This is a genomic window from Arthrobacter sp. Soil_C_49 (assembly GCF_057656635.1).
Genome location: NZ_JBDGJZ010000007.1, coordinates 219,172 through 233,692 on the forward strand (window position 1 = coordinate 219,172; position 14,521 = coordinate 233,692).

The following is a 14,521-nucleotide window of genomic DNA, read 5'->3' on the forward strand; positions in this document are numbered from 1 at the left end:
CTCAGGAAATGACATCAGGAACGCCACTTACCCCGTGATAGGAACTGGAGACACGATGCCCCTCCTACGAGGTGCTGCCCAGCAAACAGCCGTTGACGCCGGCTTGCCCGCGGACCCCGCCGGCGTTGCACAGAAGCCCACAGCACCGAAAACACCGAAAGCCCGGAACGGCCGACCAGATCACAAGATCAGCCTGCTGAGCCTGCTGTTCAAGGACGGCTTCGCCGTCGTGGCAGCCGTGATCCTTCTGCTGACCGCCCTAATCGGACTCATCGGCCCGTGGCTGATGACCGACTTGGCCAACCAACAGAATCTGCAGGCCACCAACCGCCCACCGTTCAGCGTCTCCGACGGCTGGGAGTTCATTCTGGGCAGCGACTCGCTGGGACGAAGCATGCTTGCCCGCCTCGTCATCGCCACGCAGACCACTTTGTCAGTGGCCCTGCCAGCGGTGGCCATTTCACTTGTGGTGGGATCCTTGTGGGGCATCTGGGCCGGTTTCCACCGTGGCTGGCGGGAACTCCTGTCGATGCGCATTGCCGATATCATCATGAGCTTTCCTTCGCTGCTCCTGGCCGTCGTCGTCCTGTTCGTCATGTCCCCAAGCGCGGCCAACATCATCCTGGTGCTGGCCATCACCCGTATCCCGATCTATCTAAGGACCGCACGGGCCGAGTCAGCCGAACTCCAAAGCCGCACGTTCGTCGACGCGGCGCGGACCTTCGGCGCCAGGGGCAACTCGATCATTCGACGCCACGTCATCCCGGTCGTGGCACCAACGCTGCTGACCCTGGCAACCCTGGAGTTCTCCTACGTGATGCTGGCAGAAGCCGCACTGAGCTTCCTCGGCATCGGCATCCAACCCCCGGACGTTACCTGGGGGCTCATGGTGGCCCAAGGACGCGGATATCTGCAGTCCGCATGGTGGCTGTCATTCTTCCCGGGCCTGGCCATCCTGATCGTCACGATCTCGGCAAACATCCTTGCCGCCTGGCTCCGCATCGCCACAGACCCGGCACAACGCTGGCGCCTGACACTTCCCAAGCGCCGCGTCGTAAAGACCCGAGTCAAAGGACTGAACTAATGAGCACCCAAACAACCAAGGACGTGGTCCTGAAGGTGTCCGGACTTGACGTCGATATCCGTACCCGCCGAGGGACCGTCCGGGCGGTCAACAATGTCACTTTCGAAGCGAAGTCCGGCCAAACACTGGCACTGCTGGGAGAGTCGGGCTGCGGAAAGTCCATGACGGCCAAAGCCATCACAGGGCTTCTGGACTCGGTCGCGGACGTCACCGGCGGTGAAATGCTGTTCGAGGGTACTGACCTGATCAAACTCAAACCCCGTGAGCGCCGCAAGATCGCGGGACCTGGGCTGGGAATTGTGTTCCAGGATGCGCTCACCGCGCTCAATCCGGTCTATACAGTGGGAACCCAACTGGGGGAAGCCTTCCGCATCCACCGCGGCCTTTCCGCCCGGGCCGCCAAGGACGAAGCCATAAAACTGATGGAGCGCGTAGGCATCCCACACCCGGAATTACGGGCCAACGCTTACCCACACCAATTCTCCGGAGGCATGCGCCAGCGCGTCCTCATCGCCATGGCGGTCGCCCTGAGCCCAAAACTTCTCATAGCGGATGAACCCACCACCGCACTGGACGTCACTGTACAGGCGCAAATCATGGACCTGCTGCGTGACCTCCGCGCCGAAAAACAAATGGCCGTGGTACTCATTACCCACGATTTGGCCGTCGTGGCTGAAGAAGCGGACACCGTAGCGGTGATGTACGCCGGCAACGTCGTCGAGACCGGCCCCGTGACAGAAGTTTTCACAAACCCAAAACACCCCTACACCAAAGGCTTGCTGGATTCCGTCCCCGCAAACCTGGAACGTGGCCAAGGGCTCAAATCTATACCCGGCACACCGCCCGAACTGCACGCCATCCCCTCCGGCTGCGTCTACCAATCACGATGCCCGCTGGTCCAGGACATCTGCCGCGCCCAGCGCCCGGCCCTTGAACCAATCGGAACCGGACGAAGCTCCGCCTGCCACTTCTCCGAGGAACTGAACAATGACTGACACACTCCTGGACGTCCAATCCCTCACCAAAACCTTCCATGTCGCCGCAAGCAAGACCGGCAACAACGAACTGAAGGCACTGGACGGAATCGACTTGTACGTCCGCCGCGGCGAAACCCTGGGCCTCGTGGGCGAATCCGGTTGCGGAAAATCAACCCTTGCCCGCACACTGCTCATGCTCGAACACCCCGACGGGGGAACCATCCGCTTTGGCGGCGTGGATCCCCTCGGCCTCAAAGGCAAAGAACTGCTCATCTGGCGCCGCCGCGTCCAGATGGTCTTCCAAGACCCGTTCGCCTCGCTCAATTCCCGCATGACAGCCGGCGAGCTGATCTCCGAACCCTGGCGGACACACAAGGACCTCTACAAAACGGCACAGGAACGCCAGACGCGGCTGGGCGAACTGCTGGAGATGGTCGGGCTCCGGGAAAGCGACGCCGGCAAATACCCGCAAGAGTTCTCAGGCGGCCAACGCCAACGCATCGGCATCGCACGCGCCCTGGCCCTGAATCCCGACATCATCCTCCTGGACGAACCCGTCTCCGCCCTTGACCTGTCCGTACAAGCCCAGGTGCTCAACCTGCTGGACGACCTGCAGCGGCGGCTTGGCGTCGCCTACATCTTCATCTCCCACGACCTCTCAGTCGTCTCGCACGTGGCCGACCGCGTAGCGGTGATGTACCTCGGCCGGATCATCGAAACAGGCACAGCAGAGGACGTCTTCGCCAACCCCCGTCACCCCTACACGGCCGCGCTCCTGTCCGCCTCACCCCAACTCACATCTGCCGGCGACAAGAAGAACGAAAGGATCAAGCTCAGCGGCGAAATCCCCTCGCCTCTGAATCCTCCCTCCGGCTGCCGCTTCCGCACCCGCTGCTGGAAAGCCCAAGACATCTGTGCAACCCTCCCGCCCGTTCCAGAGAGAAGCCCCGACTCGCCCGGCCACTTCGCCGAATGCCATTTCCCCCTAGATGTGAGGCCCCGGGTCGGCGGTAGTGAACAGGCTGCCTCATCGCCACAAACCTGACCACCGGCAACGGCAGTCGGGGCGGCGGTACAGAACCAAAGACTCCAACCGCCCCGACGTCGTATCCGCACCTTGACACCCCGGTTCCGAAACGACGCCAGCGCCGGTAACGCCAGCACTTGAAGACAAGGTACAGCCCCGTCCCGGCAGCACCTCGTGCCTTACATGTAGGGGCTGTTGGAGCTCAGGGCTGCCGCCGCCCGGCGTAATTCGGGAACGGACTCCGCAAGTCTCTCCCGGGATATCCGCTCAGATGCCCCCGAGACCGATATGGCGCCAATGGCTGCACCGGACGGGTTCCGGATAACAGTGCTCGCGGCGGACACGCCAAGATCACGTTCGTCGACGGAAATGTAATACCCCATTCGGCGAATCTCTTCGAAATCGCGTGCCAGGTCCTCCGCAGTTACCGGGTCTCCTGTGGCAGTGACGGCCTTCTCACGCGCAGCGCGGGCAATGATTGCCTGCTGCTCCTCTGTCGTGAGATTCGCTGAAATGGGTTTTCCCGACCCCATGTAGAGGGGAAGCCACCGTCCCAGCGGCGCCTGGAAATAGAGCGGATCTGCCCCGTCGACGCGGACCGTGAGGACACGCTCGTATCCTTCCCGCACATGAAGGGAAGACGTCAGCTTCGTCGAAGCCGTCAGTTGCTGCAGAATGGGGCGGGCATCGCGGCTAAGGGAATCGGTTGTCAAGAAGCCGTAGGCCATGCGTATTGCAGCAACCCCGAGCTGGTACGTCTGGTTCTCGGCAACAACGAGCCCTCGGCGCTGCAATGGACCCAGCAAGCGCAACATGGTCGCTGTATGTAAACCGGTGGCCTTGCAGAGGTCGACCAGGCGCATAGGCGTTTCGCTTAGCTCCAACACCTTGAGGATATCCAAGGCACGCTCGACGCTCCGCACGGTGGGTTGCTCCGGAGCTACGCCTGAAACCAAGGAGGCTGCGGCCCCTGGGCTTGGAGAGGACACGACTACCGCCTTCCAGTTTGGGTGTCAACGCGTTTGAGGTCGAACCGATGCTAGGGCGCCTGCTTCAGCTGCAAGAAGGGGCACAGTTCGTCACACGAACAATATTCCCACAAGATGGAGTCAATCCGCGGACCCGCGCCAGCGGAGGGAAGTAGGACCGTCAATCGTCGGAATCGTCTTTCTTAGCGTTTGCTAATCCCGTATCCGACCCCGCGGTAACTGCAATGGCACCGACCAGCAAGGCCGCGTTGGCCCAGAAAATACCCAAGACCCCCAAAGGGGCGGCCAAGGAACCAACGGCAACCGGAAGCGAGATCTGCGCAAGTCGGTTAACCGCCATTCTTAGCCCCAGGACCGCTCCGTGGCTGGTCGCCGCGGTCAAAGAGACAACCCACGCCATCGTTATGGGCTGAGGGGTCCCTAGCCCGATCCCTAAGCCCACCATTACTGCTATAGCAGCGTAGGGGCCAACCAGCGGAAGCGCGGCCAGCGCAGATACCGCAACGGCAAGGGAAACGATAAGAATCGTCTTTCGTCCAAAGCGCCGAATGAGGCGGGTAAGGCCAATACGGCTAACCAACGATACCGCGGCGCGAAGTGCCAGAAGAAGGCCTACTACTGAGGCGCTGACATTCTGTTCTATCGCCCAGACCGGGACAAAAGCATACATAAGATCCAAAGACACCAGCACAGCGCCGCTCACTGCCAGTGACCTCCACAGGCCCCTGACCTGAAGAACCTTGAACACCTTTATCGGTGCAGCAGGATTTTCACTGATCGTCCTCCGTCGCACGTCGGCTCGGTAAACCAACAAAAACACCGGCATCGCCAAGACCGTCAAACCCAGACACACCAGCAGACCTAAGGTGGTATTTGGCTTGGTCGGATCAGCAGCAGCGGCGGCCATTGACGTCACGACCGTCACCGCCGGTGGCCCGACAAGCTGACCGACGGCAGCAGCTGCAGTCAAAGTGCCGAAAGCGCCATCAGTGGGCCCGCTCCTGTTGGCCCTGGCCACGAATGCCTGCTGCCCGACCAGCACCATCAGATTGCCGAGACCGATAGCAGCGCTGGACGCCAAGAGTGCGGGCAGCCCGCCGATGAAGAGCATGACGGTCGTCCCCGCCGCCGATATCAGCAATCCGAACAACGACACGGCCGCCCCGCCAATTCTGTCTGCGGCCCTACCCGTACTTAGGGCCAGGAGCAAGGCCGGAAGTGCGAAGCTGGACGCAAGTAACCCAAGGAATGCAGGGTCCGCGCCCTCGGCCAGAGCGCGGTAACCGATAATGAGCCTGACACCAACCCATGCGGCCTGGGACGTGGCAGCCTGAAAACTGATTGCCCAGCTCAGCATGCCCGTTGCGACCGTCGCTGAAGTGAGCCTGAGGTGCGCAGCAGAGCGTGGCATGCACCATCGCCATCCTCTGATCCCAGTCTTGGCTCCAAGGGCACGGCCGACCACGAACCCGAACCGTTCACCAACCGGGTTTGAACAAACAAACTCAAGCGTGCCTCCTTTGCCTGGTCCTCACCCTTCGAGGCGTCATCCGAGAAGGGCTCGAACCCGCTCGAGGCCGGGAACATCGTCATCTCCGTAGCGGAAAGGCAGCTCAAGCGGCAATCCCATTTAGTCTGATCGACCTTCAACGCTTCTATTCTACTGCATATGTTTCGTCAGGCGAACTTAATGTTTGTTGTACGAAGTAGTATGGATCTGTCAGAGCAAGCTGAGCATGCGTACTGCAACGTGCAGCCTGTTTCGCAGCGTAGGAGCGTACTTTCCACGCGATTGCCCCAGCCCCGCGTGCGTAAGGAAGGTGCGTCATCGAAGGAACCCCCATGACAGAAAACAGGCCAAGAACACACAGCGCGCTTCTATCCGTTCTGGTCATACACGATCAAGTGGTGGCCTATGACAGAAATGGCTCGAAGTGGTTAGGCGCAGTAGAACTGATCGCCCCATCCCTAGGAATGATTTGGATCCGGACGGACAAAGGCGAGCGAAAGGCACTCGATATCTATGACTTTGACATTAGAACTGCCTGACCCATCGAACTTGCCGAAGCAGCGCATGCGCAAAGCGGCTTGTTCCAACCGAGCAACACTTGGGGAGACAAATGAGTGGGTCCCAGCCGCCACCGTTGCTGCTCTTGACGAATCACTGAACTCAGCTGTTGAGGCGCACATCCCCGATGCCTTGGCGCTAAACCAGGGGCATCAGGGTAACGAGGCGAGGTTCGGGTGACTACAGAATCGAAACCACTCCCGATGTTCAATGCGGCTACACGGAGTACGGATCGCCAAATGCTTCCCGAGCCGGACGGCTTCTAGTGCTCTAACTGGAAACCGATATGCGGTTCCCTGAGAGGGATCACGAGCCCGTACGCATACCGTGCAAGCGAGCTGAGGTCAGGGCGGGGCCGCCATCACCTCGCATGCACTTCTACTAGTCCTACTTGAAAGCCGATAAAGGTGATTCCGTCAAGCTAGCGCCGCACAGGCTATTGCACATGGACGGCGCAGGCGGGGGAGGGCTTACGAGAGTTTGGCCTGGCGGAGGTACTGGTAGACCGTTTCCCGGCTGATCCCAAAATCACGGGCGAGGAGGGCCTTTGGAACACCGCTGCCGGCGCGATGGACGAGTTCGGCCGCCCGTTCCGGGGTGAGCGTCTTTTCCGTCCTTTGTAGGCGGCGCGCTGCTTGGCCAGCGCGATCCCTTCCCGCTGGCGTTTCCTAATGCGGGAGCGTTCGAATTCAGCAAAGGCTCCCATAACGGAGAGCATGAGGTTTGCCATGGGGGAGTCCTCGCCGGTGAAGACCAGGCTCTCTTTAGCGAACTCCACCCGCACACCTTTGCGCGTGAGGTTTTGGACCAGAGCACGCAGGTCATCGAGGCTACGGGCGAGCCGGTCCATGCTGTGGACCACCACGGTGTCCCCGTCTCGGGCGAACCGCAGCAACTCCGTAAGCTCTGGCCTCGCGGTGTCCCTGCCGGAGGCCTTGTCCGTGAAGACCCGGTCCAGAACCTGGCCTTCGAGCTGGCGTTTCTCGTTCTGATCCAGGGTGCTCACGCGCACGTACGCGATCCGCTGTCCGGCCACTGATTGCCTCCAACCTTGAACCCGTCAGGTTGAGTCCAAGGCTTCTCTCAGAAAGAAGATAAGACCAACCGCGAACTCGTCAGGTTGGGGTGTGCTCTAACTTGGCGAACTGCCTGTCCCTGCTGGGATCGCTTTACCGAACGGTCTGGAAGCCGTTGCGATAAAGCAGCATCTAGGTAGCTGCAACGGGCCGAAGCGACAATGTTCGTATTGCACCGGAGACCGCGCCTGAGACGTATCCCTGCCAGAAGACACCACCTTAGGTCCCCCTGGCTTAAGTCGACCGGCTGGGCATGTTGTGACATACCCGCGCGGGCAGTTACCTCGATGACGAGTTTCTGCATCTCCCGGTTGGGCTTGTACGCGTCGCTGAACTCGAACTGCCTTGGAGTCACTGCTCCTAGCTTGGTTGCCCTACCAGTTTTGGGCGGCTGTCTGGAGATAGCGGCTCACTGCTTCTACATGCGGGTTGGAGTTCGTTCCGGGTCGTTGGACCAGGAAGAGCGTGTTCAGCGGAGGCTCCACGGGGTCATGCAGCAGCACGAGCCGGCCCCGGGCGAGGTTGTCCTGAGAAAGGGAACGGGGAAGCACGCTGTAACCGGCGCCGGCGGTGACCGCAGACAAAACAGCGTACAAATTCGGAACGGTCACGGCCGTGCCGGTACCCAACTGCTTGCCGAACACGTTGCGCCAGTAGCGGCGAACGATGGGCAGATCTTCTGCATAGGAAATAAGGGGAACATGCCGAAGCTTTAACCAAAGGTCATCAGCGTCGGTCAGCTCTCCAAGGCGATCGGCCCAGTTGGGTGAGGTAACCAGGACGTAGTCCTCATCCGCCAGCGCGACCGAGGCCAGACGCTGGCCCCGCGGGCGCCGGGTTGTGATGACGAGGTCGTGTTGGCCTGCCCCCAGCTCCTCCATCAACGGCTCCATGAGCCCCTGGGTCACCCGCAGTTGCACGCCCTCGTCGGAAACGAGTGGGGCGAGGGCGGGCAAAACTCTCGTGCAGAGCAATTCGGACGGTCCCGCCAAATGCACGGGCCCATGTTGTCCCGCGAATAGGGCACTTCGGCCCTCGAAGGATGCGAGATCATCCAGCGGTCCTGAAACCCTTAGGGCGAGCTCGTTCGCATGTTGAGTCGGCACAACCCCGCGCGGCAGTCGAGTGAAGAGATCGCGGCCGCTTTGCTGTTCCAAGGCCCGGATCTGGGCGGTAACCGTGGGCTGCGACAACGCCAGCATGGGGGCTGCGGCGGTGAAGGACCCTGCCCTGTAGACGGCCAGAAAGGTGCGCAACTGGTTGAGGTCGAGGTGGCCGATCGTCTTAGCGATCGCTTCAGTGCCGTCGGCTGCCCGGGATGTCATGATCTAATAATAGGTCCGCGCCCAATAGGTCAGCCTATGAATGCTATTGGCCTAACTATTGGTTTATCTATTGCTCGAGGTTCTAGGCTGGTAATTGACTGCTTCATTCTGAAGCGGCAGTGAAAGGAAAAGCGCAATGACGGTCCAAAATGCAATCACTTGGCCAGAGGGCTACCTCCCCGGAACGGGGGACAACTTTGTCTCCAATGAGGTGATCGTCAGCGGCCTCACGGCAGGGCAAATTTGGCCGTTCCTTACCGACACCTCAACTTGGGAGTCGTATTACAACAACGTCTCGCAGATCACTTTTCCTAAAGGGGGAGGCCCCGAACTGTTCGATGGGATGCACTTCAGCTTCAGCACTTTTGGTTTCCCGCCGCTGGCCGCGCGTGTCGTGGATTTTCAAGTGCCTGCAGTGGATATTCCGGGACGTCTTTCCTGGACTGCCTCCCAGGACGGCGCACCCGAGGATCGGCTGGATGTTCTTCACGCTTGGCTGGTCGAGGACCTCCCCCTCGACCGCGTGCGTGTCCTGACCCAGGAAACGCAGATCGGCCAGCCGGCAGCGGAACTGGCGTTGCAGGATCCGAACCCCATGCTGAACGGCCACCAGGCCTGGCTGAACGGACTTGTCCGCGCCGCGAGCAGCCCGCGCTAAGAACCAGCGTCCGTGGGTGACTGAAAATAGAACGTTCGACGGGTGCCTCGCGGAAAAGAGCTGTAGAAGGCTAAATAGATCGAGATCGAACGTGCACGCATGCGGGTAGCCAATCAGTGTAAGCCGTCAGGTTCCGTGGTCTTCGAGCATTCGTGGCTAATTGGTCATGAGCAGCCCTGCAGTGAGGGCGAACAGGCATCCGCAGAGCAGGGCAAAGGATGCCGTCCAGCTGCCGCTGAGTTCGTGCAGGAGTCCGAACAGTAACGGTCCGAGGCCGGCCAGGGCATAGCCCACTCCTTGTGCGAATCCGGACAGTGCGCCTGAGCCGGCGGTGGTTCGAGTGCGCTTGTTGATCATCAGGAGTGCATAAGAGTACGTGCCCTGGCCAAGCCCGAACACAACAACCCACAAGGGTGCAATGGTGCTCGGCGTCAGGAGGAGCCCACAGTAACCGATGGCGAACATGAGGGCGAAGGCCATACCAATGGGAACGCTCTCGACCTCCGCGCGAGGATCAGCGGCACCACCAGGCTTGTGGGCAGGCCAACGATGGCATAAAGGGCGAGCATTAAGCCGGCTGCTGCTGGGGTGAAGCCGCGGTCAATAAGAACGGTTGGAAGCCAAGTGAAAATTGCAAAGGTACGATTCAGGGCAGCGCTGCTGCGATGCCCACGATGGACCAGATGCCAACTGCCATCCGCCAACCAGCAACCTCTGAGATCGGGACCGCTAACTGCGGTGCCGCCGCCGTGCTGACCGCGAAGAGGGTGACGTAGAGGGCGGTAAGCAGCCCGACCCTGTTCCCGGAAGTACTTCTTGACCAGCGGGGGCAGCATTATGTTCCCCAGGCCCAACCCGATCATGGTCAACAAAGACAACATCAGAGAAACGGGAACATTTGTCCCCAGTGCCCGGCCCAGCTGTCCGGCAACAGCCATCAGTATCGCGATGAACAACAGAGGCTCAAGTCGGACGCGGTATCAGTTGCGGGGTCAGGAACCCCATCACCGCAAACCCCAGGTCGGCAGCATCCCAAGTATGCCAATCGAAACTGCGTTGAACGTAAGGTCGATGTTCATGAGGGGGAGGATGGGTGAAACGCCCGCCACCGCCAGCCTCGCGCTTAAGGCCATGAGGAGAATGCCGAGGAACACCATCCACCGTCCGGCAGCCAGCGGACGCTTTCCCGCCTGCTGATGCCCGGCCTTTGCCCTGCCTTGCCCGGTACTCGTAGCTGCGATGACGCGACCTCATGTTTTTGGCCTGGCTGTGCCGGGTTCCCGGATTCGCGGAACTTGGGGTAAGGGAACCAGCCCTGCGTGTTCCCCTACCTTGGGCTGCTTCTGGTAGGGCTCGTACTAGGGGACCGGGTTGCCCAGTTCGCGGAGGGGCGTTTTGGATGTTTCTCTGGCCCAGAGTGCACCGGCGACGGCCAGCACGGAGGACGCTGCGACGATCCATGCGGCGGGTCCCCAGTTGGCCTTCTCGGCTCCGACGAGTGCGGTGGCGAGCAGTGGGGTGAAGCCGGCGCAGAGGATGCCGATTTGCAGGCCGATAGCCATGCCGGAGTAGCGGACCTTGACGTTGAAGAGCTCGGAGAACCAGGCGGGGTAGATGGAGTTTGATGCCGCGTAGGTTCCGGCCGTGATCAGGGTGCTGGTGAGGAAGATCATCGGGACGTTGCCCGTGGAAATGACGGAGAAGTAGACGAAGATCATCAGCCCCGATCCGAGGACACCGGCGATGAAGACTTTGCGCCTGCCCAGTTTGTCCGAGAGGCGCGCGAACAGTGGTTGGGACACGATCGCGATGATGTTGCCGACGATGCTGACCCAGAGCATGGTGGACGCGGGGACGCCGACGGAGACGGCGTAAGCGAGGCCGAAGGACTGCATGAAGGTGTTGGTCACGACTTGGAATGACATGAGCGCGACCTGCATGAATTGTGCCGGGTGTGTCTGCAGCATTTTGGCGAAGGGGAGTTTTACTAGTTCGCCGTGGTCATGCTTTTCCTCGAAGACTTCCGGTTCCGTTAGGGTTCGGCGAACGAGGTAGGCAACGATCAGTACGAGGATGGAGCCCCAGAAGGGAATCCTCCAGCCCCAGGACAGACGGTCCGCCTCGCTCATAGCCGCGACCGGCAGGAAAGCCAGTGAGGCCAGGACGATGCCGGCGGAAATGCCGCTCATGGCGAAGCTGGCGAAGAAGCCGCGGCGGCCCGTGGGCGCCTCTTCCGTGGAAAGAGCCGAGGCCCCTGCCGTCTCCGCACCGGCGGAGAGGCCCTGCATCAGGCGCAGCAACACCAGCAGGGCAGGTGCCCAGTAGCCGGCGGTGTTGAAGTCCGGCAGGACGCCGATGAGGAAGGTAGCTGCTCCCATCAGGACCAGGGTCAGAACAAGCGTGTTCTTCCGGCCAATCCTGTCACCGAGGTGCCCAAAGAAGATGGCGCCGAAGGGCCGGGCGACGTAGGCAACGCCGAAGGTTGCGAACGAGGCCAGCAGGGCGATGGTGGGGTCACCGGACGGGAAGAAGATCTTCGAGAAGATCAGCGACGCCGCTGTGGCATAAATGAAAAAGTCGTAATACTCCAGCGCCCCGCCCAGGAAGGCCGCCAGGGCTGCCTTCCTGGCTCGTTTAAGTTGGCGCTGTTCGGCCGAAATGGGACTGGCGGCGAGGTTCGTCATGAAAGTGGTCCTTCCACACTGAAAGACGGTGCTTATGAATGGATTAACGGTCTTGTGCGTATAGCGAACATCTGTGCGGTATGCGACTATGGATGAGCATACCCTCTCGTGAGCTGACTCACAACCGTTTCCTGAAAGGCCTCCAGAATGGAAAGCTCCGCAACAGGTTCTCGAATGTTCCTCATTGGCTCTGACGCTTCGCATGCCATGTCCGCCAGCCTCTGGAACCCCGTACTTGAGAAGGTGGGAATCCCTTGGCATTACGAAGGCTGGGATGTGCCGGCGGGGGCGGACATGTCTCCTGTCCGCGCGAGGTTGCTCGAAAGCGACGTCGTCGCGGCCAATGTCACCATGCCCCATAAGCAATGGGCTGCCCAGGTTGCGGATAAGTTTTCCGAGCCGGTGCGCCTCAGCGGAGCGGCGAATCTGCTTATCAACCGGGGAGCCGAACTCGTTGCTTTCAATACCGACGTAGCAGCGGTCGCAACACTGCTGGGCGACCGGCCTCAGCGCCACGTCGTCATGCTCGGGGCAGGAGGAGCGGCCCGCGCCGCCCTGGTAGCACTGCGCGGCAGGGTCGGGCGCGTCACCATTGCCGACCGTGACGCCCATGCGGCAAATGAGCTCGCATTCCTTGCTGGCGGACTGGGTATGAGCACCCAGGTTCTTCCCTGGGCCGAAGCACAGCACCAGGCCCGGAAGGCCTCTCTCATTGTCAACGCCACGCCCATAGGCAAAGGAACGGACGACAGCCCAGTGTGGGGAGGTACTGCCTTGGCGGAAGACGCTGTGGTGTACGACTTCGTTTACGCCGGACACATCACCGCTTCCATTGCGGCTGCCGAAGAGCAGGGAATAACCCGCGTGGACGGGTGGGACCACTTGCAGGCCCAGGCGGCCGCGATGGTGCCGCTGCTGGGCCTGGCACCGGAAGCCTGCCCGCTGCTTGCCCAGACGCTGGCGGAAATCAGGGCCGTTCATTGAGCCGGCAAGGTCGGGACCTCTTCCACGGACACCCGTCGATATGATCGAACAAAGCGCTCGGGAATAACGGGGCGGATCATATGTGCCGGAGGAGGCAGAACGTCCATGGAGGACAGCCCTGCGTATTACGTTAAGTCTGTTGAAAAAACCTTCGATGTTCTCCGCGCCTTCGATCCCAACCATCCCCGGCTCACTGTGACCCAGATAGCCTCCCGTTCCGATATGACGCGGGCCTCTGCACGTCGTTTCCTCCTGACGTTGACCGATCTCGGCTACCTCCGAACAGATGGGTCCATGTTCGAACTGACCCCTCGCTCCCTGGAAATCGGCAACTCCTACTTGGCCAACCTCGCCCTGCCGCGCATTGCAGAACAACATCTCAAGTCACTTGCCGCCGACTTGAATGAAACTACTGCCCTCTGCATCCTGGACGGGCAGGACATCGTGTATGTCGCTTGCGTACCATCGCCACGCCTGCTCAGCGTTTCCATCAGCGTCGGCACGCGATTCCCCGCTTGGGCCACCTCCATGGGGCGCGTCCTTCTCGCGGGCTTGCCGGAAGCGGAACTGGAAAGCTATCTCGAAGCCGTGACGCTTGAACGGCTCACTGAGAGATCGCTGGGAAGTCCGGCAAAACTCCGCGACGAAATAGAACTTGCCCGCCGCAGAGGATGGGCAATGGTGTCCCAGGAACTGGAAGACGGCCTTCGCGGGGTCGCAGTACCCGTCCGCAGCGGGAACAAAACCTTGGCTGCCGTCAACGTTTCACTTCAAACCCACCGCGCACCGGCGGAAACTATCGAAAAAACCGTCGTCCCCCAATTGCAGGATGCCGCCCGTCAGATAGGCCGGGACTACGGCGGCCGCGCGTCCTGACAACACCCCGCAAAAGCTACAGTTGCAGCGGTTCTGGGTCTGTATGGAAGGATTTTCTACAGGGAACTCGACCTCACCGGCACACGCCTCGGGCTCTCGCTGCTGGGCTTCAAAACCTGGGAATCGAGGCCATGCAGCTGGCGGTAGTGGCCCTGGTCCTGCCGCCACTGGTCCTGCTCGCACGAGCCGGGCGCTACAACGCTCCGGATCGCGACGGCGTTGGCGGCAGCAATGGCAGCCGCGGGATGGCTCGCGGACCGCCTCGGCATGCCGAACCCGGTTGCCAACGTGGCCGACAGCATAGGTTCACTGTCAGTCCCCATCGTCGCCCTACTGTGGCCCGGTGCGCTCATCGTGATGGCTTGCCGGGGCTGGGCCGCAGGAGCGTTACGGGCACGGAGCCGCCCGCAAGTTTCGAAAACCCGGGTTGTGGCTGAACCTGCGAGCACGTCGGCTCAGGGTTAGGTTCGCAACTAGGGGCGGGTGACTTGGGCCGCCCGAACAATTGTCCGGAAAGCTTCAAGACGCCTGACAGGGTTCCCTGTGTGGACTCGGAGTGGTTTCTGCGCTCCGACAACGCAGAGTCTTCCAGCAGCGTTTTACAACCGTCGACGTGGTGGAACATGCGCCGGCCTGCCCCCTCAAGCAGCAGCCATATCAAGGAGCCGTCCGGAGCTACGGGATCGACTGTTCCAGAGACGGCGTCGTCGTTGTTTTCTGTTCGGAGTAGCACGATGGAATCGCCCTCGACCAATTCACGCCAATCCGCCACA

At 61.0% G+C, this 14,521-nt stretch carries 12 protein-coding genes and 1 pseudogene; 6 read left to right on the plus strand and 7 right to left on the minus strand.

Going from position 1 to position 14,521, the window contains the following annotated elements:
- Window positions 1–55: 55 nt before the first annotated feature.
- The 3 genes from AC3A4Z_RS13560 to AC3A4Z_RS13570 are packed head-to-tail and all read left to right on the plus strand — an operon-like array spanning window position 56 to window position 3,106.
- Window positions 56–1,084 carry an ABC transporter permease gene (locus AC3A4Z_RS13560; RefSeq protein WP_498712017.1) on the plus strand — a complete coding sequence of 343 codons (1,029 nt, stop codon included), beginning with the start codon at window positions 56–58 and terminating at the stop codon, window positions 1,082–1,084.
- Window positions 1,084–2,079 (plus strand): ABC transporter ATP-binding protein, encoded by a 996-nt coding sequence (locus AC3A4Z_RS13565; protein ID WP_498712018.1) that lies wholly within the window; start codon window positions 1,084–1,086, stop codon window positions 2,077–2,079. Before AC3A4Z_RS13560 ends, AC3A4Z_RS13565 begins: the two co-directional genes overlap by 1 nt.
- On the plus strand, window positions 2,072–3,106 hold the full coding sequence (locus AC3A4Z_RS13570; RefSeq protein ID WP_498712019.1) for an ABC transporter ATP-binding protein: 1,035 nt from the start codon (window positions 2,072–2,074) through the stop codon (window positions 3,104–3,106). Before AC3A4Z_RS13565 ends, AC3A4Z_RS13570 begins: the two co-directional genes overlap by 8 nt.
- A 161-nt stretch (window positions 3,107–3,267) precedes the next feature.
- Here the strand turns inward: AC3A4Z_RS13570 and AC3A4Z_RS13575 are convergent, their stop codons facing one another.
- From AC3A4Z_RS13575 to AC3A4Z_RS13590, 4 genes and pseudogenes are all read right to left on the minus strand, one after another.
- The gene (locus AC3A4Z_RS13575; RefSeq protein WP_498712022.1) at window positions 3,268–4,011 is read right to left on the minus strand and encodes an IclR family transcriptional regulator; all 744 of its coding nucleotides are present in this window, start codon (window positions 4,009–4,011) and stop codon (window positions 3,268–3,270) included.
- Window positions 4,012–4,237: 226 nt separating this feature from the next.
- Window positions 4,238–5,488, minus strand: a complete 1,251-nt coding sequence (locus AC3A4Z_RS13580; RefSeq protein WP_498712024.1) for an MFS transporter — start codon at window positions 5,486–5,488, stop codon at window positions 4,238–4,240.
- Between the two features lie 1,127 nt (window positions 5,489–6,615).
- A pseudogene (locus AC3A4Z_RS13585) lies at window positions 6,616–7,181 on the minus strand (recombinase family protein).
- Between the two features lie 414 nt (window positions 7,182–7,595).
- Window positions 7,596–8,546 carry a LysR family transcriptional regulator gene (locus AC3A4Z_RS13590; protein ID WP_498712026.1) on the minus strand — a complete coding sequence of 317 codons (951 nt, stop codon included), beginning with the start codon at window positions 8,544–8,546 and terminating at the stop codon, window positions 7,596–7,598.
- Between the two features lie 136 nt (window positions 8,547–8,682).
- Here AC3A4Z_RS13590 and AC3A4Z_RS13595 point away from each other — a divergent pair, with 136 nt between their 5' ends.
- Window positions 8,683–9,204 (plus strand): SRPBCC family protein, encoded by a 522-nt coding sequence (locus AC3A4Z_RS13595; protein ID WP_498712027.1) that lies wholly within the window; start codon window positions 8,683–8,685, stop codon window positions 9,202–9,204.
- Window positions 9,205–9,360: 156 nt separating this feature from the next.
- On the opposite strand, the gene AC3A4Z_RS13600 is transcribed toward AC3A4Z_RS13595, so the two are convergent.
- Window positions 9,361–9,684, minus strand: a complete 324-nt coding sequence (locus AC3A4Z_RS13600; protein WP_498712029.1) for a hypothetical protein — start codon at window positions 9,682–9,684, stop codon at window positions 9,361–9,363.
- Window positions 9,685–10,562: 878 nt separating this feature from the next.
- Window positions 10,563–11,888, minus strand: a complete 1,326-nt coding sequence (locus AC3A4Z_RS13605; protein WP_498712032.1) for an MFS transporter — start codon at window positions 11,886–11,888, stop codon at window positions 10,563–10,565.
- A 147-nt stretch (window positions 11,889–12,035) separates the two neighbouring features.
- Here AC3A4Z_RS13605 and AC3A4Z_RS13610 point away from each other — a divergent pair, with 147 nt between their 5' ends.
- Both AC3A4Z_RS13610 and AC3A4Z_RS13615 read left to right on the plus strand, forming a co-directional pair.
- On the plus strand, window positions 12,036–12,872 hold the full coding sequence (locus AC3A4Z_RS13610; protein WP_498712033.1) for a shikimate dehydrogenase family protein: 837 nt from the start codon (window positions 12,036–12,038) through the stop codon (window positions 12,870–12,872).
- Between the two features lie 105 nt (window positions 12,873–12,977).
- Window positions 12,978–13,748 carry an IclR family transcriptional regulator domain-containing protein gene (locus AC3A4Z_RS13615; protein ID WP_498712035.1) on the plus strand — a complete coding sequence of 257 codons (771 nt, stop codon included), beginning with the start codon at window positions 12,978–12,980 and terminating at the stop codon, window positions 13,746–13,748.
- A 56-nt stretch (window positions 13,749–13,804) separates the two neighbouring features.
- On the opposite strand, the gene AC3A4Z_RS13620 is transcribed toward AC3A4Z_RS13615, so the two are convergent.
- Complete coding sequence (locus tag AC3A4Z_RS13620; protein WP_498712036.1) at window positions 13,805–14,050, minus strand: hypothetical protein; 246 nt, start codon at window positions 14,048–14,050, stop codon at window positions 13,805–13,807.
- Between the last annotated feature and the right edge of the window lie 471 nt (window positions 14,051–14,521).

Coding starts and splice junctions, on each gene's coding strand:
- AC3A4Z_RS13560 (WP_498712017.1), top strand. CDS start 56: ATGCCCCTCCTACGAGGTGCTGCCCAGCAAACAGCCGTTGACGCCGGC.
- AC3A4Z_RS13565 (WP_498712018.1), top strand. CDS start 1,084: ATGAGCACCCAAACAACCAAGGACGTGGTCCTGAAGGTGTCCGGACTT.
- AC3A4Z_RS13570 (WP_498712019.1), top strand. CDS start 2,072: ATGACTGACACACTCCTGGACGTCCAATCCCTCACCAAAACCTTCCAT.
- AC3A4Z_RS13580 (WP_498712024.1), bottom strand. CDS start 5,488: ATGCCACGCTCTGCTGCGCACCTCAGGCTCACTTCAGCGACGGTCGCA.
- AC3A4Z_RS13590 (WP_498712026.1), bottom strand. CDS start 8,546: ATGACATCCCGGGCAGCCGACGGCACTGAAGCGATCGCTAAGACGATC.
- AC3A4Z_RS13595 (WP_498712027.1), top strand. CDS start 8,683: ATGACGGTCCAAAATGCAATCACTTGGCCAGAGGGCTACCTCCCCGGA.
- AC3A4Z_RS13600 (WP_498712029.1), bottom strand. CDS start 9,684: ATGGCCTTCGCCCTCATGTTCGCCATCGGTTACTGTGGGCTCCTCCTG.
- AC3A4Z_RS13605 (WP_498712032.1), bottom strand. CDS start 11,888: ATGACGAACCTCGCCGCCAGTCCCATTTCGGCCGAACAGCGCCAACTT.
- AC3A4Z_RS13610 (WP_498712033.1), top strand. CDS start 12,036: ATGGAAAGCTCCGCAACAGGTTCTCGAATGTTCCTCATTGGCTCTGAC.
- AC3A4Z_RS13615 (WP_498712035.1), top strand. CDS start 12,978: ATGGAGGACAGCCCTGCGTATTACGTTAAGTCTGTTGAAAAAACCTTC.
- AC3A4Z_RS13620 (WP_498712036.1), bottom strand. CDS start 14,050: ATGCTGTCGGCCACGTTGGCAACCGGGTTCGGCATGCCGAGGCGGTCC.